Genomic DNA, 18,627 nt, shown 5'->3' with positions numbered 1-18,627 from the left:
ATGGGGCCCACGGCCCCGAACCTGTGCCCGCTGGAGGCCCATCCGGGAGGTAAGCTTCGTTGCTTCGCTACGTGACGAGACGCCTGGTCTACGCGGTGGTGACGCTCTGGTTCATCGCCACCCTGACCTTCGTGCTGATGCACCTGGTGCCCGGCGATCCCTTCTCCAGCGAGAAGCTGACGCCGCAGATCCACCAGCTGATGCTGAAGAAGTACAACATGGATCGCCCCCTGTGGCAGCAATACCTCACCTACCTGGGCAACCTGGTGCGGGGCGACCTGGGCTACTCCATGCGCCAGATGAACCGCACCGTCACCGACATGATCCGCGAGGGGTTCCCGGTCTCCGCACACCTGGGGCTGCAGGCGCTGGCCGTGGGGCTGACGGCCGGGCTGGCCCTGGGGACGGTGGCGGCGCTTCACCACAATCGCTGGCCCGACTACGCGGCGGTCTTCCTGGCTCTCGTCTTCATCTCGGTGCCCAACTTCGTGGTGGGCTCCATCGCCCAGTACGTCTTCGGCGTCAAGCTGGGCTGGCTGCCGGTGGCGCGGTGGGAGACGCCCATCCACACGCTGTTGCCCACGCTGACGCTGGCCGTCAGCATGCTGGCGGGGCAGACCCGGCTCATGCGCACCAGCGTGCTGGAGGTGCTGGGGCAGGACTACATCCGCACCGCCCGCTCCAAGGGCCTGTCGTCGGGTGAGGTGCTGCGTCGCCACACCCTGCGCAACGCCATCCTGCCCATCGTGACCATCATGGGGCCGCTGACGGCGGGCATCGTCACCGGCACCTTCGTGGTGGAGACCATGTTCGGCATCCCGGGGCTCGGCAAGTACTACGTCCAGAGCGTATACAACCGCGACTACCCGCTCATCATGGGCACCACCGTCTTCTACTCGGTGCTGCTGGTCGGGCTCAATCTGCTGGTCGACCTGGCCTACACCCTGGTCGACCCACGCATCCGTCTCGGAAAGGCCGCGGATTGAGATGGCGACGTACCCTTCCGCTTCGAGGGAGGCCCCCGCAGCCGAGCTCTTCCGCCCCGCCCCCGGCGTGCACCAGGCCGCCGAGGCCATCACCCGGCCCGCCGTGGGGTACTGGGCTGACGCCTGGGCTCGCTTCCGGCAGAACCGCATGGCGGTCGTAGGCCTCATCGTCCTGCTGCTGGTGGGCATCATGGCCATCGTCGGCCCCCACCTGACCCCGTACGATTACCGGCAGACCAGCCTGCTCGACACCGATCTGCCGCCGTCGGCCGAGCACTGGTTCGGCACCGACGAGCTGGGGCGGGACATCTTCACCCGGCTGTGGTACGGCGCCCGCATCTCGCTTGCGATCGGCATCCTGGCGGCCTCCATCGACCTGGTCATCGGGGTGGCCTGGGGCGGCATCGCTGGCTACTTCGGCGGGGTCGTCGACGACGTCATGATGCGGGTGGTCGACGTCCTCTACGGCATCCCCTACCTGCTCATCGTCATCCTGCTGGTGGTGGTGGTGGGACCGGGGCTGTGGTCCATCGTCATCGCCATGGGCTCGGTGGGCTGGGTCGGCATGGCACGGCTGGTGCGGGGCCAGGTGCTGCAGATCAAGGAGCAGGAGTACGTGCTGGCCGCCCGTGCCCTGGGGGTGCGCCCGCTGCAGATCGTCTGGCGCCACGTCATCCCCAACACCATGGGCGTCATCCTGGTCAACATCACGCTGACGGTGCCGGGGGCCATCTTCGGCGAGGCGTTCCTCTCCTTCATCGGGCTGGGCGTGCAGGACCCGCTGGCGAGCCTGGGCTCCATGATCTACTCGTCGTACCAGGTGTTGAGGGTCTATCCCCACGAGCTCTTCTTCCCGGCCGCGGTCCTGAGCCTGATCTTGCTGGGCTTCAACTTCCTGGGCGACGGGCTGCGGGATGCCCTCGATCCCCGGGAGCGTCGCTAGAGGAGGCGTCATCGGCCAAGGTGCAACCGTTGCTGGAGATCATCGGACTCGAGGTCAACTTCTACACCCACGCCGGGGTGGTGCACGCGGTCCGGGGCTCCTCCTTCGCCGTGCAGCCGGGCGAGACGGTGGCTCTGGTGGGCGAGTCGGGCTCGGGCAAGGGCGTGACGGCCCTCGCCGTCATGCGACTGGTGCCCCGACCGGGCCGCATCGACGGGGGGCGGATCCGCTTCGACGGGCGGGACCTGACGGCCTCGAGCGACCCCGAGATGCGGCGGGTCCGAGGGGCTGAGATCGGCATGATCTTCCAGGACCCGATGAGCTCGCTCAACCCCACCATGACCGTGGGTCGCCAGATCGCCGAGATGGTGGAGAAGCACCGGGGCCTCTCCCGCAAGGAGGCCATGGACCGGGCGGCCGAGATGCTCGCGCTGGTGGGCATCCCCAACCCACGCACCCGGCTCGGGCAGTATCCCCACGAGTTCAGCGGGGGCATGCGTCAGCGGGTCATGATCGCCATGGCGCTGGCCTGCGAGCCCAAGCTGCTCATCGCCGACGAGCCCACCACCTCCCTGGACGTCACCATCCAGGCCCAGATCCTGGATCTGATGGCGTCGCTGCAGAGCCGGCTCGGCATGGCCATCTTGCTCATCACCCATGACCTGGGCATCGTGGCGCGGCTGGCCGACCGGGTCGTCGTCATGTACGCCGGACAAGTGGTGGAGCAGGCGCCGGTGGACGACCTCTTCCACGTGACGCGCCATCCCTACAGCCGCGCCCTGCTACGGGCCATCCCCAACCCCCAGGCCGAGGGGCGCCGGGACCTGGAGGCCATCCCCGGCTCGCCCCCGGACCTCTACCGGGAGCCGGAGGGCTGCGCCTTCGCACCCCGTTGCGCCTTCGCCATGGAGGTCTGCGCTCGCTTCGCCCCGCCCGAGGTGGAGGTGGGAGCCCACCACGTCAGCCGGTGCTGGCTGCTGGATCTACGCGCAGGCCAGTGGGGACGGCGGTTCCTCGAGGCCAACGGGCACGACACGGCGGCGAGCCACCATGCCGCTTCCCGGGAGGCGATCCGGTGATGGCCATGCCACAGGTCCACCCGAGCGGCTCGCTGGCCCGGAGCGCCGCGGAGTCGGCCCAGCGGCCGCTCGTCGAGGTGCACGATCTTCAGAAGCACTTCGTCATCCGTCGAGGCCTTCGCGTGAGAGCCGTGGAGAAGGTCACCTTCTCCATCGCCCGGGGGGAGATCTTCGCCCTGGTGGGAGAGAGCGGCTCGGGCAAGACGACGGTGGGCCGCACGGTCATCGGGCTGTATCGCCCGACCGGCGGCACGGTGCGCTTTGACGGTGCCGACGTCCATGCGCTGTCGGGGTCGGCCCTGTACGCCTTCAAGCGGAGGGCCCAGATCATCTTCCAGGATCCGTACGCCTCGCTCAACCCGCGCATGACGGTGGGCGAGATCATCGGCGAGGCCCTCGACACCCACCGGCTCACCCGCACCCGCAAGGAGCGCCAGGAGCGCATCGCCCAACTCCTGTCGGTGGTGGGCCTCTCCGCCGAACACGCCGGGCGCTACCCCCACGAGTTCAGCGGCGGCCAGCGCCAGCGCATCGGCATCGCCCGGGCCCTGGCGGTGGACCCCGAGTTCGTCGTCGCCGACGAGCCCATCTCGGCGCTGGATGTCTCCATCCAGGCCCAGGTCGTCAACCTGCTGGCGCGCCTGCAGCGACAGCGCCGGCTCACCTACCTCTTCATCGCGCACGACCTGTCCATGGTGCGCCACATCAGCGACCGTGTCGGCGTGATGTACCTGGGGCGGCTGGTGGAGACGGGCCCGACCGCCGAGGTCTATCGGCAGCCGCTGCACCCTTACACGCAGGGTTTGCTGTCGGCGGTACCCATCCCCGATCCCCGACGGGAGCGGGGTCGCCAGCGCATCCCCATGGAGGGGGAGATCCCCTCGCCCATCGACCCGCCCTCGGGCTGCCCGTTTCGCACCCGGTGTCCCCATGCCAGGCCGATCTGCGCGGAGGTGGAGCCGTCCCTCACCGAGGTGGCCCCCGCCCACCGGGTGGCGTGCCACCTCTACTGACGGCAAGCCCACCCGGCGCGAAGCGGCCCGGCCTGCCGAGGGCGAGCCCATCGACAGGTCGGGCCGGCAGGTCGGCACGCCGGGCACCCGGCGCCCCTACTGGATGCCGAACGCCGACTGGGACTGCCCGGGTCGAATCTCCGACGGATTGTGAGCCGACGTGGTACCCCTCTGGGCGTCGGGCTCGAGCGGCAGCGACGCTCGGAAGGCCTGCTGTGCCGCCCCCGCCGCCTGCTGGGCCAGCGTCTGCTCGGCCGCCGCGATCATCCGGCGCACCATGTTGCCGCCGACAGCGCCGCACTCCCGGGCGCTGATGTTGCCCCAGTAGCCCGACTTGTACTCGGGATTGATGTTGAGCTCGGAGGCAACCTCGTACTTGAACTTATCCAGCGCTCCCAGCGCCTGCGTGATGAGCGGCCGGTTACGCTTCTGGCCTGCGGCCAACCCTGTTCACCTCCCCGGCCCTAGTTGTGGCCGGGGGCGGGGCAGACCCGCGCATGCAAGTTAGGGATCGCCTGCCGCCCCCTGGCGAGCCCTCTGGGAGCCGAGGATGCGGCCCCTCAACTGGTGTGCCACGCGCTTGCCCGTCACCATGTAGATCACCCGCTCGCCGATGTTGGTGGCATGATCGGCGATGCGCTCCAGGTAGCGCGCCACGAAGATGAGATTGATGGCCTGGGTGATGCGCTGCCGGTCGCCGGCGTCCACGTACCCCATCAGCTCCTCGTACAGCGAGGCGAACAGCTCGTCGACGGGGTCATCGGCCCGGCACACCGACTCGGCCAGCTCCACGTCCCGCTGGACGAAGGCGTCCAGGCTCTGCCGCAGCATCTGCTGGGCCATCCGGGCCATGCGGGGGATGTCGACCAGTGGCTTGAAGAGGGGGGCGCCCGCCAGCCGCACCGTGATCTCTGCGATGTTGGTGGCGTAGTCGGCCACCCGCTCCAGATCCGTGATCAGCTTGAGCACCGAGCCGATGGTGCGCAGATCCGTGGCCAGGGGCTGCTGGAGGGCGATGAGCCGGATGCAACGCTGCTCCAGCTCCATCTCCAGCTGGTCGACCAGGTCGTCGTCGTCGATGATCTGCACGGCCAGCTGCACGTCGCCGTCGCGCAACGACTGGACCGCCAGCTCCACAGCGCGCTCCACCAGCGAGCCCATGCGGAGGATCTCCTGCTGGAGCTGCGCCAGCTCCTGGTCAAAGGCCCCCCGGGCCACCGCCCTCGCCTCCACCCGCTTGGTGCTCCCAGTATACGGGCCGGGCCCGGAGCCCTTCAAGGCGCCCGGGGCAGCCAAAACCGAAAGGTCGTGCCCGCGCCGACCTCGCTTTCCACCTCGATGCGCCCGCCGTGCAGCTCGATGATGTGCCGGACGATGGAGAGCCCCAGCCCCGTGCCGCCCAGCTCCCTGGAGCGAGCCCGGTCGACCCGGTAGAAGCGCTCGAAGATGCGTCCCAGGTGCTGGCGCGGGATGCCGATGCCGGTATCGGACACCTCCACCCGCACCAGGGGCTCTTGCGGCTCCGCCCGAGCCCGCACCGTGATGCGGCCGGAGGGGGTGTACTTGACCGCGTTGTCCAGCAGATTGATGAAGACCTGGCGCAACATGTCCTCGTCCGCCAGCACCGGCGGCAGGTCGGGTGGGAGATCCTGCTCGAGCGCCAGCCGCTTGGCCGCGGCCTTTCGGGCGAACATGGCGACCACGGCCCCGGCGACGCTGGCCAGCTCCAGGGGGGTGCGCCGCAGCTCCACGTTGCGGGACTCCAGGTGCGAGAGATCCAGCAGGTCGTTGATGAGCGCCACCAGCCGGTCCGTCTCCCGCGCCATGATGTCGAGGAACCGTGTGCGGGTGGCGGGGTCCTCGGCCGCTCCCTCCTGCAGCGCCTCGATGAAGCCCTTGAGAGCCGTGAGGGGGGTACGCAGCTCGTGGGAGACGTTGGCGACGAAGTCGCTGCGCACCCGTTCGAGCCGCCGCAGCTCCGTCACGTCTCGCACCAGGGCCACGGCACCCCAACGCTCGCCCTCGGGCACCGCCTCCTCCGCCTCATCGCCGGGCCTGCCATCGGGGCTCCTGCGTCCCTCGGCTCGGGAGAGGGGGGTCGCGGTCACCTGCAGCACCCGCTCGGTCGCCCCCGAGACCCGAAACTCCCGCAGCTGCTGCCGTCCCGTGGCCAGCGTCTCGCCGATGGCCGTGGCCAGGTCGTAGCTGCGGATGGCCTCCATGAGGGGTCGGCCCAGCACGTCGGAGGCCGGCTTGCCGAAGAGCCGGGACGCCGCCTCGTTGAAGAGGATGATCCGTCCGCCGGCGTCGACAGCGACGCAACCGTCCACCAGGCTGCCCAGCACCCCGGCCAGCTGGGCTTCGCGGCGCGACGAGTGCTGGACGGCGGTCGCGATGCGCTCGGAGAGCTCCCGCAGACGCCGGCCCAGCTCCGCCAGCTCCTCCGGCTCGGGCAGCACCACCTGGATGGGACGGCCCCGCGCCAGCTCGGCCACCGTGTCGACGAGCGGTGCGATGCTGCCCTGTAGCTGGCGCCACGTCCTGATGGCCAGGAGCGCTCCCAGCCCCAAGCCCGTCGCGCCCCCCGCCACCGCCGCCAGCCACGGGTCGTGCGCGACCGCCATGGCCAGCGCGGCGGCGCTGGCTGAGGCGCCGGCGACCAGCAGGTGCGACCCGACGAGCGCTCTTCGCCACGATGGGCGCCTGGCCGCGTCCTTACGCAGGGTGCTCTCGCATCCGGTAGCCCACGCCCCTCACCGTCTCGATGTAGCGAGGGTGGGCCGGGTCATCTTCCAGCTTTTGGCGCAGGCGCACCACGTGGACGTCGACGGTGCGGGTGTCGCCGGCGAAGTCGTAACCCCACACCTTGTCCAGCAAGAGCTCCCGGGTCAGCACGATCCCCTTGTTGCTCATCAGCATCCGCAAGAGATCGTACTCCTTGGGGGTCAGCTCGACGGGGCGGCCCTTGACCCAGACCTGGTGGCGCGCGACGTCCATGATGACCTCGCCGACGCGCAGCTCGCCACCCGCATCGGCCTGCTGGCTCGCCTCCCTGGCGGCCTGAAACCGGCGCAGCACGGCTCGGATGCGCGCCACCAGCTCGCGGGGGCTGAAGGGTTTGGTGACGTAGTCGTCGGCCCCCAGCTCGAGGCCGACCACCTTGTCGACCTCACTGGCCTTGGCCGTCAGCATGACGATGGGCACCGAGGCCCGCTGGCGGATGCGGCGGCAGACCTCCAGGCCGTCGAGGCCCGGCAGCATCAGGTCCAGCACGACCAGGTCGGGCTTGGTGCGCTCCACCATCTCCAGCGCCTTGGGCCCGTCCGAGGCCACGTCGCACTGGAAGCCCTCCTTCTCCAGGGTGAAGCGCACCAGCTCGACGATGGAAGGCTCGTCGTCCACGATCAGCACGCGGTGGCCCGTCGTCAACGCATTCGCCCCGTACCAGCTTACGACGGGGCCGACGACCCCTCCTGCGGGGTGGACTGCTCGATGGCTGCCAGGATCCGGTCCGTCAGGGCCTGCGTGCCGACGACGCTGACACCGGGGGCCGGCCCGCCCGCCGGGACCAGATCCCCGGTGCGCCAGCCGTCGGCCAGCACCCGTGCGACGGCCGCCTCGATGCAGGCCGCCGCGTCGCGCCACCCCAGGCTCCACTCCAGGAGCATCGCACCGGCGAGGATGGCGCCGATGGGGTTGGCCACCCCCCGCCCGGCGATGTCGGGGGCCGAGCCGTGCACCGGCTCGTAAAGCCCCACGCGCCCGCCCAGGCTGGCCGATGGCAGCATCCCGATGGATCCGGCCAGCACCGCCGCCTCGTCGCTCAAGATGTCCCCAAACATGTTCTCGCACAGCAGGACGTCGAAGGCCCGCGGCTCACGGACGAGCCGCATGGCGCAGCTGTCCACGTACTGGAAGCTGACCGCCACGTCGGGGTAAGCCGGGGCGAGCGCCTGGACCCGCTCTCGCCACATGCGGGAGCTCTCCAGCACGTTGGCCTTGTCGACCAGGGTCAGCGAGCGCCGGCGCCGTCGCGCCATCTCCAGGGCGAAGCGCGCCGCGCGGTCGATCTGTGCCTGGTCGTACTCCAGCGTGTCGAAGACCACCGGGCCTCCCGGGCCCTGGCGGCGTCCGCGGGGCCCGTAGTAGAGCCCCCCCAACAGCTCGCGCACCACCACCAGGTCGGTGCCCGCCACCACCTCGGGCCGCAACGGCGAGGTGGTCTCCAGCCCCGCGAACATCCGGACCGGCCGGACGTTGGCGAAGACACCCAGCTGCCGGCGCAGCTCCAGGAGCCCCGCCTCGGGGCGCTGCGGCCCGGGCAGGCCATCCCACCGTGGGCCGCCTACGGCGCCCAGCAGCACGGCGTCGGCGTCGAGGGCCATGCGCAGGGTCGGCTCGGGCAGGGGCGGCAACCCCATCTCCAGGGCCGCCCCGCCGATGGGAGCCTCCTCCAACCGGATGGCCCGGCCCAGGCGACGGGCGGCCGCCTGCATGCAAGCAGCGGCCGCCTCCACCACCTCGGGCCCGATGCCGTCGCCTCCCAGCAGCAGCACCACCGGGGTGCCGTCCCGTCGGGAGACGGGCCCCCCGCCCGAGGCCTCAGGCGGATGCGGCGGCATGGCGTCGCTGCTCCTCGAGTCGCCGCGCCACGTAGGGCACCAGCCCCCCGGCCTCCAGGATCTCCCGCATCACCTCGGGGAGCGGCTCCGCCGGGTAGACCGCACCCGTCGCCTCGTCCGTGACGGTGCCGGCGTCGAAGTCGACGACGACGACCCGCTCCGACGCCACCGGCACGCCCTGCTTGCACTGCACCACGGGAAGCCCCACGTTGACCGCATTGCGGTAGAAGATGCGGGCGAACGAGCGCGCCACCACGCAAGCGATGCCCGCCGCCTTGAGGGCGATGGGGGCGTGCTCTCGGGAGCTGCCGCAGCCGAAGTTGTCCCCCGCCACCAGGATGTCGCCCGGCTGGATGCGACTCTTGAGGGTCGGGTCCAGGTCCTCCAGGACGTGGCGGGCCAGCTCCACCGGATCGGAGGTGGTCAGGTACCGGGCGGGGATGATGACGTCGGTGTCGACGTGATCGCCCACCACCCATGCCCGCCCCCGGATCCGGCGGGGCAACGTCTGCGCCGGCGCCGGAGCCGGCTGGTCGGTCCGCTCGCTGGTCACGACGCCCTCACCCCCACTGTCTCGAAGAAGGCCGTTTCGTCGAGTCCCAGCTCCTCGGGCGAGGCGATCCGCCCCAGCACCGCCGAGGCCGCCACCACGGCGGGGCTCGCCAGGTAGACCTCGCTCTCGCGGTGCCCCATGCGGCCCCGGAAGTTGCGGTTGCTGCTGGAGATGGCACGCTCGCCCCGCGCCAGCACCCCCATGTGGGCGCCGAGACAGGGACCGCACGTCGGCGTGCTGACCGCGCCCCCCGCCTCCACGAAGACGTCCAGGAGCCCCTCGGCCAGCGCCTGGCGGTAGACCCGCTGACTGGCGGGGATCACGATGAGCCGCACGTCGGGGTGCACCTTGCGGCCGCGCAGCACCCGGGCGGCCAGGCGGAGGTCCTCGAGTCGCCCGTTGGTGCACGAGCCGATGAAGGCCTGATCGATCCGCAGGTCCATGGAGGCCGCCTCGCTGACAGGCCGCGTCTTCTCCGGCAGGTGCGGGAAGGCGACCTGCGGTTGGACCTGCCTCACGTCGATCTCGACCGTGCCGGCGTAGGTCGCGTCGGGGTCGCCGCGGTAGACGCGGGGAGGCCTGCGGGCCCGCCCCTCCTCCCAGGCCAGCGTCACCTCGTCGGCCTCGAAGATGCCCGTCTTGGCGCCAGCCTCGATGGCCATGTTGGCCATGGTGAAGCGGCCCTCCATGCTGATGGAGCGCACCGTCTCGCCGGTGTACTCCAGGGCCTGGTAGAGCGCGCCGGCCACGCCGATCTTGCCGATGGTGTACAGGATCAGGTCCTTGGGGGTCACCCAGGGCTTCATCGCGCCGTAGTAGACGATGCGCAGTGTCTCGGGCACCCGCAGCCAGGTCTCGCCCAGCGCCATGGCGGCGGCGATGTCGGTGGAGCCCATCCCCGTGGCGAAGGCCCCCAGCGCGCCGTTGGTGCAGGTGTGCGAGTCGGCGCCGATGACGACGTCGCCCGGCACCACCAGTCCCTCTTCGGGCAGGAGCACGTGTTCGATGCCCATCCGCCCGATCTCGAAGAAGTACGGGAGCCCCTGTTCGCGGGAGAACTCCCGCATCGCCTGGATCTGGGCCGCCGCCTGGATGCTGGGTGACGGCGCGAAGTGGCTGGGCACCATGGCGATGGCCTCCGGGTCGAAGACCCGCGTGGCCCCCATCTTGCGGAATTCCCGGATGCTCAAGGGCGCCGTCACGTCGTTGGCCAGGATCATGTCGACCCGGGCCGAGACGATGTCGCCGGCTCGCACCTCCCGTCGCCCCGAGTGGTCGGCCAGGATCTTCTCGACGAGGGTCATGCCCATCGGTCCGTCACCCCCGTGCGCCGGCCGCCGCGGTGGAGGCCGGCTCATCGGCCGGCGCCCGCTCGCCGGCCGCGTGCACCATCCGGTTGAGGGCCTGCACGTAGGCCCGGGCGCTGGCCTCCAGCACATCGGTGCTGACCGCCCGCCCCACGTGGACGCGACCGTCGTCGCGCACCCGCACCGTTACCTCGCCCATCGCGTCCTTGCCCGAGGTGACCGCCTGCAGGTGGTAACTCTCCAGCTCGGCCCGCACCCCGGTGGCACGCTCGATGGCACGCAGCAGGGCATCCACGGGGCCGTCGCCGCAGGCCGCCTCCTGCACCGGCGCCTCCACGCCGGCGATGCGGACCCGCACGGTGGCCGTCGCGACGGAGGTGTTGCCGTCGTCCACATGGAAGTACTCGAGAGCGAAGCGCTCCGGGGCGGTCGCGGCCTGCTGCTCCTCCACCAGCGCCACCAGGTCCCGGTCGGTGACGTGCTTCTTGCGGTCGGCCACCTCGAGGAAGCGGCGGTAGGTGGCCTCCAGGAGCTCGGGCGTCAGCTCGTAGCCGAGCTCGGCCAGGCGCTGGCGCAGTGCGTGCCGCCCGGAGTGCTTCCCCAGCACCAGCCGGGTCGACGTCTGGCCCACCCGCTCGGGCACCATGATCTCGTACGTGCTGCGGTGCTTGAGGATCCCATCCTGGTGGATGCCCGCCTCATGGGCGAAGGCGTTTTCGCCGACGATGGCCTTGTTGGGCTGCACCGGGATGCCCGTGAGACGGCTGACGAGGCGGCTCGTGCGGTACAGCTGCTCGGTCACCACGCCCGTGCCGTAGGGGTAGCGGTCCTCCCGCACCTCGAGGGCCATCACGATCTCCTCGAGGGCCGCGTTGCCCGCCCGCTCGCCGATGCCGTTGATGGTGCCCTCCACCTGGCGTGCGCCCGCCTCGATGGCGGCCAGGCTGTTGGCCACCGCCAGCCCCAGGTCGTCGTGGCAGTGCGCGCTGAGCACCACCCGCTCGATGCCCTCGGTGTGGGCCGCCACGTAGCGAAACAGCTCGGCGTACTCCGCCGGCGTCGTGTAGCCCACGGTGTCGGGGATGTTGATGACCGTCGCCCCCGCCCGGATGGCGGCCTCGAAGACCCGGCAGAGGAAGTCCCAGTCGCTGCGGGTGGCGTCTTCGGCCGAGAACTCCACCTGATGCGCGTGGCGGCGGGCCAGGGCGACCGCCTCCCTGGCGATCTCCAGCACCTCCTGAGGCGTCTTGCGCAGCTTGTAGCGCATGTGGATCTCCGAAGTCGCCAGGAAGATGTGAATCCGGCTGACGGACGCCCCCTTGAGGGCCTCGCCCGCGTGCTCGATGTCGACGGGGTTGGCTCGGGCCAGGGCGCAGATGACCGGCCGCCGCACCTGCCGGCAGATCTCCTGCACGGCCTTGAGCTCGCCGGGTGACGCCACGGGGAAGCCTGCCTCGATGACGTCGACCCCCAGCGCCTCCAGGGCTTTGGCCACCTCCAGCTTCTCCATCTCGTCCAGGCTGGCCCCGGGCGACTGCTCGCCGTCCCGCAGGGTCGTGTCGAAGACCTGGATCCGTACCTTGTCGCCACGGACGCCCGATGCGTCCATCTCCATCCCCCCTCCACAGGGTGGCGGGCCGCCGCCCGGCGACCGGTCACCACTCGGCGGCCCGCATGTTCCACAGGTCCGGGATCTGCCGGAGCTGGCGCAGCACGTCCTCGGGCACCGGGCCGTCGACGCCCAGCACCATGACTGCCTGGCCACCGGGCCGATCCCGGCCCAGCTGCATGTAGGCGATGTTGATCCGGTGGCGCCCCAGCAGCGTCCCCACCGTTCCGATGATGCCGGGGCGGTCCATGTGCTCGGAGACCAGCAGGTGGCCGGGCTCCTCGATGTGCACGCGGTAGCCGTCGATGGTCAACAGGCGCGGCCGCCGCTCCGGGCCCAGATCCCCGCCGACGCTCACCGTCTGCCCCTGGCCCCCCAGCTGGGCCTGCACCAGCATGGCCGGGCCCGCCTCCTGACCCGGCCGGTCTCCGGAGGGGCGGCTGTGGGACTCCACCACCTCGATGCCGCGTTGGCAGGCCAGGAGCCGGGCGTTGGCCATGGAGACGCCCTCGGGCGTGATGGGGCTCAGGATCCCCCAGAGGGTCGCCGCCGTCAGCGCCTCGCTCTCGGGCGCGTGGGCCAACTCCCGGCGGTAGACGATCTCGATGCGTCCGGCCGGCGGCAGCCCAAACAGCTCGGTGAAGACCCGGCCCAGCCGCCGCCCCAGGTCCAGGTAGGGCCGCGCCCACGCCCAGCGGTCCGGGGAGATGGCCGGCACGTTGACCGCATGGCGGGGCACGTCACCGGCCAGCACCCGCAGCACCTCCTCGGCCACCGCCAGCGCCGCCGCGCTCTGGGCCTCCTGGGTGCTGGCTCCCAGGTGAGGCGTCACCACCACGTTGGGCAGGCCCAGCAGGGGGTTGTCGCCGGGCGGCTCCTCGGCGAAGACGTCCAGAGCGGCCCCGGCCAGCCGGCCCTCGCGCAAAGCCTCGGCCAGCGCCGCCTCGTCGACGATGCCGCCCCGCGCGCAGTTGACGAGGTAGGCTCCCGGCCGCACCCGGCGCAGGCGCTCGGCGTCGATCAGGTGGCGGGTGCGCGCCGTCAACGGGCAGTGGATGCTGATGAAGTCCGAGCGGCCCAACAGGTCCTCCAGTTCGACCAGCTCGACGCCCGTCTCGGCCGCCCGCTCCGGCACCACGTAGGGGTCGTACGCCAGCACGTGCATGCCGAAGGCACGCGCCCGCCGCGCCACCTCGGAGCCGATGCGTCCCAATCCGACCAGCCCCAGCGTCTTGCCGGCCAGCTGCACCCCCACGAATCGCCGCCGCTCCCACCGCCGCTCCTGAGCCAGCGCGTGGTGGGCCCACGGGATGCGGCGCGCCACCGCCAGCATCATGGCCAGCGTGTGCTCGGCGGCACTGATGGTATTGGCCTCGGGGGCGTTGACCACCACGATGCCGCGCCGGGTCGCCGCCTCCACGTCGATGTTGTCGACCCCGACGCCCGCCCGACCGATGACGGCCAGGCGCCGGCCCGCCTCCACCACCTCGGCGTCGATGCGGGTCTCGCTGCGGACGATGACGGCCTCGTACTCGCCGATGCGGGACAGCAGCGTCGCACGCGGCAGCCCCGTGCGCACGTCGAGCTCGACGCCGCCCTGGCGCAGCCGCTCCAGCCCCGCCTCGTCGAGCGGATCGGCCACCAGCACTCTCACCGGCCCGCGCCCCCCGCCTCGACCCAGACCCGCTGGGCCGCCGCGACGCCGGCGCCCGGCGAGATGGGCGCTCCCAGGCGCATCAGGGCCATCTCGGCCGCGGCGACCGCCCCGATCATGTCCAGCGGCGTGGCGTAGCCCATGTGGCCCACGCGCAGGATCTGGCCGCTCAGCTTGCCCTGGCCGCCGGAGAAGACCACTCCCAGCTCCTGGCGCGCCACCCGGCGCACCGCCTCGATGTCGACGCCCGCCGGCGGGCGCACCGCCGTTACGGTCGGAGAGGCGAAGCGCGCCTCCACCATCAGCTCGAAGCCGGCAGCCGCCAGCCCGCCTCGCACCATGTCGCGCATCAGCCGGTGCCGGGCCAGGCGCGCCTCGTCTCCCTCGGCCTCCAGCAAGGCCAGGGCCTCGTCGAGGGCATAGAGCACCGAGACGGCCGGCGTCCAGGGCGTCTGCCCCTTCTCGTACAGCCGCCGGTGGGCCGCCAGGTCGAGGTAGTAGCGGGCGGCCCGGCTCTCGGCGGCCCGCCGCCACGCCCGTTCCGACAGCGCGACGAAGGCCAGCCCGGGAGGCGCCATGATGCACTTCTGGGAGGCGCTCACCACCGCGTCGAGCCCCCAGGCGTCCATGGCCAGGGGTGCACCGCCCAGGCCGCTGACCGAGTCGACGACGAACAGGGCGTCGGGCGCGGTCTCCCGGCAGGCCCGGCTGAGGGCCTCGATGTCGTTGAGCACGCCCGTCGACGACTCGTTGTGGGTGGCGAAGACCACCCGCACCCCCGGCGTGGCCCGCAACCGTCGCGCCAGCTCGTCGGGGTCGGCCCCCGTCTCCCAGGGGTACTCGTAACGATGCACCTGGGCCCCGAAGGCCCGGGCGATCTCGGCCCACCGGTGCCCGAAAACGCCCCCCTCCAGCACCAGCACCGGGTCGCCCGGTGAGACGAGGTTGGCGCACGCCGCCTCCATGCCGGCGGTGCCGGAGCCGGTCAGGATGGCCACGTACCGGTCGGTCTGCATCAAGCTCTGCAGCCGTCGGGTCACCCTGCCCAGCAGCTCGGCGAACTCCGGGCCACGGTGATTGATCATGGGACGCGACATGGCACGCAGCACGGCGGGGGGCACGGGCGTCGGCCCCGGGATGCGCAGGTCCTGCTTCTCGGGGAAGACGCCCACACCAGCGGAGGTCTGCACCTTGGCCATCACCCTCGGTCCTTCCTTCCCACCCGGGTAGAGTCTCGTGCCAGGGCTCTTCAACGCAGGCGCCGGCTGACCTCGTCGATCGTCACCGGCCCCGATGCGCCCCCCGTGCGTGCCGGCCGCCGGATCCGCTTGCCGCTCGGCTCACCTATGCCTCCGCCCGAGTCGCGGGCCGGCCGAGCAGCTCCGACTCGACCTCGCGAGCCTCCTGAGGGGTCTCGATCCAGGGCATCATCGCCCGCAGCCGTCGCCCCACCTCCTCGATGGGGTGGCGGGCCTGGGAGAGGCGCAGCGCGTTCATGATGGGCCGGCCGGCCCGGTTCTCCAGGATCCACTCCCTGGCGAAGCGCCCGGAGCGGACGTCTTCCAGCACCCGCCGCATGTTGTCGCGCACGTGCTGGTCGATGACCCGCGGACCCACGGTCAGGTCCCCGTACTCGGCCGTGTCGGAGATGGAGTGGCGCATCCAGGTGATGCCGCCCTCCCACATCAGGTCCACGATGAGCTTCATCTCGTGCAGGCACTCGAAGTAGGCCACCTCGGGCTGATAGCCGGCGGCCACCAGCGTCTCGAAGCCCGCCCGTACCAGCTCCGTCATGCCGCCGCACAGCACCGCCTGCTCGCCGAAGAGGTCCGTCTCCGTCTCCTCGGCGAAGGTGGTCTCCAGCACCCCCGCCCGGGTGGCGCCGATGCCCTTGGCGTAGGCCAGGGCCAGCTCCCGGGCGTAGCCCGACGCGTCGCGATGGACGGCGAAGAGGGCCGGGACGCCCTTGCCCTCCCGGTACATGCGCCGCACCAGGTGGCCGGGTCCCTTGGGCGCTACCATGAAGACGTCCACGCCCTCGGGCGGCCGGATCTGCCCGAAGTGGACGTTGAAGCCGTGGGCGAAGGCCAGGGCCTTGCCCTCCGCCAGAGCCGGACGCATCTCCTCGAAGACCGCCGGCATCACATGGTCGGGCACCAGCAGCATCACCACGTCCGCCTGGGCTGCCGCCTCGGCCGGCGCCACCGGCTCGAAGCCGTCATCCAGCGCGCGCCGCCAGTTGCGGCCGCCCGGCCGGTTGGCCACCACCACCCGGATGCCGCTGTCTCGCAGATTGAGCGCGTGGGCGTGTCCCTGGCTGCCGTATCCGACCACCGCCACCGTCTTGCCGGTCAGACGCTGCAGATCCGCATCCGCGTCGTAGTACAGACGGGCCATCAGATGCGCACCCCCTCCATCTCCGCGCTGCGGGCGGCGGCGAGCCGGCCGGGTCGCGCCATGGCCAGCGTGCCGCTGCGCACCAGCTCCTTGAGGCCGAAGCCTCTCAGGATCCGCAGGGCGGCCTCGACGTCGTCGGGCATCCCCACCAGCTCCAGGGTGACCGACTCCTCGTCGACGTCCACCACCCGACCGCCGAAGACCTCGGCCAGGTGCACCACCTCGAGCCGTCGACCCGAGTCGGCACTGACCCGTACCAGCGCCAGCTCCCGGGCGATGGGGGCGTCGGTGGTGATGTCACTCACCTTGAGCACGTCGATGAGCTTGTGGAGCTGCTTGACCACCTGCTCGACGCCCGCCTCGTCCTCGTCGACCACCAGCGTCATGCGGGCCAGGTCGGGGTCGTCGGTGGGCCCCACCGCCACGCTCGACAGGTTGAAGCCACGGCGGGAGAAGAGGGAAGCCACCCGCGCCATCACGCCAGGGCGGTTGCGCACCAGCACCGCCAGGATCCTGCGCATCTCAAGCCTGCCGCCCCTTCACGCCAATCATCTCGTCGATCGCGCCCCCCGGCGGCACCATCGGCATCACCTGCGCGTCGGGATCCACCTGGACGTCGAGCAGGTAGGGACCGGGGGCGGCCAGGGCCTGGGCCAGGGCCTCGGTCAGCTCCTCGGGCCGCTCCACACGCCGGCCCGGCACCCCGAAGCCTCGCGCCACCGCCACCAGGTCCGTGCGAGCGGGCAGGAGGCTGTGGGAGAAGCGGCCCTGGTAGAAGATGCCCTGCCACTGCTTCACCATCCCCAGGGCGTAGTTGTTGAGCACCACGATGGGTAGGGGCAGCCCCAGGTCCGCTGCGGTGGCCAGCTCCTGCACGGTCATCAACAGGCCGCCGTCGCCCAAGACGGCGACGACGGGCCGGTCGCTCACCGCCAGGCGCGCCCCGATGGCGGCCGGTAGCCCGAAGCCCATGGCGCCCAGCCCGCCCGACGTGACGTTGAGGCGCGGCGCCTGGAAGCGGTAGAACTGCGCCACCCACATCTGGTGCTGCCCCACGTCCGTCACGACCACCGCCTCGCCGGCCGTCAGGGCGTCCAGCTGTACGACGACGTCCTGGGGGGCGATGTAGGGGGCTCGCCGCTCGTACACCAGCGGGAAAGACTCCTGCCAGGCCCGGATCTGCTCCCACCAGGCGTCCCGCCGCCCCGGCGCCACCAGACGCACCAGCTCCTGCAGGACCCGGCGGGCGTCGCCCACGATGGGGACGTCGACGGGGACGTTCTTGCCGATCTCGGCCGGGTCCACGTCGATATGGATCTTGCGGGCCTTGGCCGCGAAGCGCTTGACGTCACCCGTCACCCGGTCGTCGAAGCGCGCCCCCACCGCGATGAGCAGGTCGGCCTGGCTGACGGCGTAGTTGGCGTAGGCGGCGCCGTGCATCCCCAGCATGCCCAGGCTCAGAGGGTGCCGTCCCGGCAGCGCGCCCAGCCCCATCAGCGTCATGACCACGGGCAGGTGGGCCCGCTCCGCCAGCTCCTGCACCTGGGCCTGGGCGCCCGACGCGATGACGCCTCCGCCGACGTAGAGCACCGGCCGGCTGGCCTCCTCGATGAGCCGGGCCGCTTGCTCGATCTGGCGAGGATGCCCGTCCAGGGTCGGCCGGTAGCCCGGCAGGTCGAGCGGGGGCGGGTACGGCGCCCACCGGAGCGAGGCGTTGGCCACGTCCTTGGGCAGGTCGACGAGGACAGGGCCGGGACGCCCCGAGCGGGCCAGGTGGAAGGCCTCGTGGATGACCCGGGGGATGTCGCCCGCGTCCCGCACCAGGTAGTTGTGCTTGGTGATGGGCATGGTGATGCCGCAGACGTCCGACTCCTGGAAGGCGTCACGTCCGATGAGCGCCGTGGGCACCTGCCCGGTGATGGCCACCACGGGCACGGAGTCCATGTAGGCGCTGGCCAGTCCCGTCACCAGGTTGGTGGCCCCGGGGCCCGAAGTGGCCACGCAGACCCCCACCTTGCCCGACGCCCGGGCGTAGCCCTCGGCCATGTGGGCGGCGCCCTGCTCGTGGCGCACCAGGACGTGACGGGGCTCCCCGATGCGAAAGAGCGCGTCGTACGTCGGCAAGATGGCGCCGCCAGGATAGCCGAAGACCACCTCCACGCCCTCGGCGACCAGCGACCAGACCACCGCCTCGGCGCCTGTCACGACCTGCCCGGGCTCTGGCAGCCGGGCTTGGGACACCATCTGTCCCGCCGGTGCAGCAGGTGACCCCCTCGCGTAGTACCCGTCACCCATGCGCTCTCGCCCCCCACGTCAGATGCTCGGCGGCGGATGTACGAATAAGCCCCTGTCGCCGCCACGATGCGGCGACAGGGGCGACGGCCAGGCCTCGCGGTACCACCCTGCTTCGGATCCGCCGACACGGGGCGGATCCCTCGCTCGACGCCTCGCGATCCGCGACGGG

The 18,627-nt window shown here is 71.5% G+C and carries 17 protein-coding genes; 4 read left to right on the top strand and 13 right to left on the bottom strand.

The window, feature by feature from the left end:
* Positions 1-59: 59 nt before the first annotated feature.
* From VLY81_RS04230 to VLY81_RS04215, 4 genes are read left to right on the top strand one after another with little or no spacing between them, the layout of a single operon-like run.
* On the top strand, positions 60-986 hold the full coding sequence (locus VLY81_RS04230; protein ID WP_324669782.1) for an ABC transporter permease: 927 nt from the start codon (positions 60-62) through the stop codon (positions 984-986).
* 1 nt (position 987) lies between these two features.
* A complete protein-coding gene (locus VLY81_RS04225) occupies positions 988-1,929 on the top strand; it encodes an ABC transporter permease (protein ID WP_324669781.1) in 942 nt (313 codons plus the stop codon).
* Between the two features lie 20 nt (positions 1,930-1,949).
* The gene (locus VLY81_RS04220) at positions 1,950-3,008 is read left to right on the top strand and encodes an ABC transporter ATP-binding protein (RefSeq protein WP_324669780.1); all 1,059 of its coding nucleotides are present in this window, start codon (positions 1,950-1,952) and stop codon (positions 3,006-3,008) included.
* Positions 3,009-3,013: 5 nt separating this feature from the next.
* A complete protein-coding gene (locus tag VLY81_RS04215) occupies positions 3,014-4,021 on the top strand; it encodes an ABC transporter ATP-binding protein (RefSeq protein ID WP_405001327.1) in 1,008 nt (335 codons plus the stop codon).
* A 96-nt stretch (positions 4,022-4,117) separates the two neighbouring features.
* Here VLY81_RS04215 and VLY81_RS04210 read toward each other — a convergent pair whose 3' ends face one another.
* From VLY81_RS04210 to ilvB, 13 genes are all read right to left on the bottom strand, one after another.
* Entirely contained in the window at positions 4,118-4,465 is a 348-nt protein-coding gene (locus VLY81_RS04210) for an alpha/beta-type small acid-soluble spore protein (protein WP_324669778.1), read from the bottom strand.
* A 60-nt stretch (positions 4,466-4,525) separates the two neighbouring features.
* On the bottom strand, positions 4,526-5,254 hold the full coding sequence (gene phoU / locus VLY81_RS04205; protein ID WP_324669777.1) for a phosphate signaling complex protein PhoU: 729 nt from the start codon (positions 5,252-5,254) through the stop codon (positions 4,526-4,528).
* 41 nt (positions 5,255-5,295) lie between these two features.
* Positions 5,296-6,645 (bottom strand): sensor histidine kinase, encoded by a 1,350-nt coding sequence (locus tag VLY81_RS04200; protein ID WP_324669776.1) that lies wholly within the window; start codon positions 6,643-6,645, stop codon positions 5,296-5,298.
* 91 nt (positions 6,646-6,736) lie between these two features.
* Positions 6,737-7,450, bottom strand: a complete 714-nt coding sequence (locus tag VLY81_RS04195; protein WP_324669775.1) for a response regulator transcription factor — start codon at positions 7,448-7,450, stop codon at positions 6,737-6,739.
* A 20-nt stretch (positions 7,451-7,470) separates the two neighbouring features.
* A complete protein-coding gene (gene leuB / locus VLY81_RS04190; RefSeq protein ID WP_324669774.1) occupies positions 7,471-8,643 on the bottom strand; it encodes a 3-isopropylmalate dehydrogenase in 1,173 nt (390 codons plus the stop codon).
* Complete coding sequence (locus tag VLY81_RS04185) at positions 8,624-9,148, bottom strand: 3-isopropylmalate dehydratase small subunit (protein ID WP_405001326.1); 525 nt, start codon at positions 9,146-9,148, stop codon at positions 8,624-8,626. The genes leuB and VLY81_RS04185 overlap by 20 nt, the downstream gene beginning before the upstream one ends.
* Positions 9,149-9,192: 44 nt before the next feature.
* Positions 9,193-10,506: a 3-isopropylmalate dehydratase large subunit gene (leuC, locus tag VLY81_RS04180; protein ID WP_324669772.1), complete on the bottom strand. Its 1,314-nt coding sequence runs from the start codon at positions 10,504-10,506 to the stop codon at positions 9,193-9,195.
* Positions 10,507-10,513: 7 nt separating this feature from the next.
* Entirely contained in the window at positions 10,514-12,112 is a 1,599-nt protein-coding gene (locus VLY81_RS04175; RefSeq protein ID WP_324669771.1) for a 2-isopropylmalate synthase, read from the bottom strand.
* A gap of 46 nt (positions 12,113-12,158) precedes the next feature.
* Positions 12,159-13,766, bottom strand: coding sequence for a phosphoglycerate dehydrogenase (serA, locus tag VLY81_RS04170; RefSeq protein ID WP_324669770.1), 1,608 nt, complete (start codon positions 13,764-13,766; stop codon positions 12,159-12,161).
* A complete protein-coding gene (locus VLY81_RS04165) occupies positions 13,763-14,965 on the bottom strand; it encodes a pyridoxal-phosphate-dependent aminotransferase family protein (protein WP_324670336.1) in 1,203 nt (400 codons plus the stop codon). Before VLY81_RS04165 ends, serA begins: the two co-directional genes overlap by 4 nt.
* A 145-nt stretch (positions 14,966-15,110) precedes the next feature.
* Positions 15,111-16,163: a ketol-acid reductoisomerase gene (gene ilvC / locus VLY81_RS04160; RefSeq protein WP_324669769.1), complete on the bottom strand. Its 1,053-nt coding sequence runs from the start codon at positions 16,161-16,163 to the stop codon at positions 15,111-15,113.
* On the bottom strand, positions 16,163-16,684 hold the full coding sequence (gene ilvN / locus VLY81_RS04155; RefSeq protein WP_324669768.1) for an acetolactate synthase small subunit: 522 nt from the start codon (positions 16,682-16,684) through the stop codon (positions 16,163-16,165). Before ilvN ends, ilvC begins: the two co-directional genes overlap by 1 nt.
* 1 nt (position 16,685) lies before the next feature.
* Positions 16,686-18,407 carry a biosynthetic-type acetolactate synthase large subunit gene (gene ilvB, locus VLY81_RS04150; RefSeq protein ID WP_324669767.1) on the bottom strand — a complete coding sequence of 574 codons (1,722 nt, stop codon included), beginning with the start codon at positions 18,405-18,407 and terminating at the stop codon, positions 16,686-16,688.
* Positions 18,408-18,627 lie beyond the last annotated feature (220 nt).

It is taken from the genome of Limnochorda sp. LNt (assembly GCF_035593265.1).
GTDB lineage: Bacteria > Bacillota > Limnochordia > Limnochordales > Geochordaceae > Geochorda > Geochorda subterranea.
Note: the sequence above shows the minus strand (reverse complement) of the source record. Positions and strands in the feature narration are given on the sequence as shown.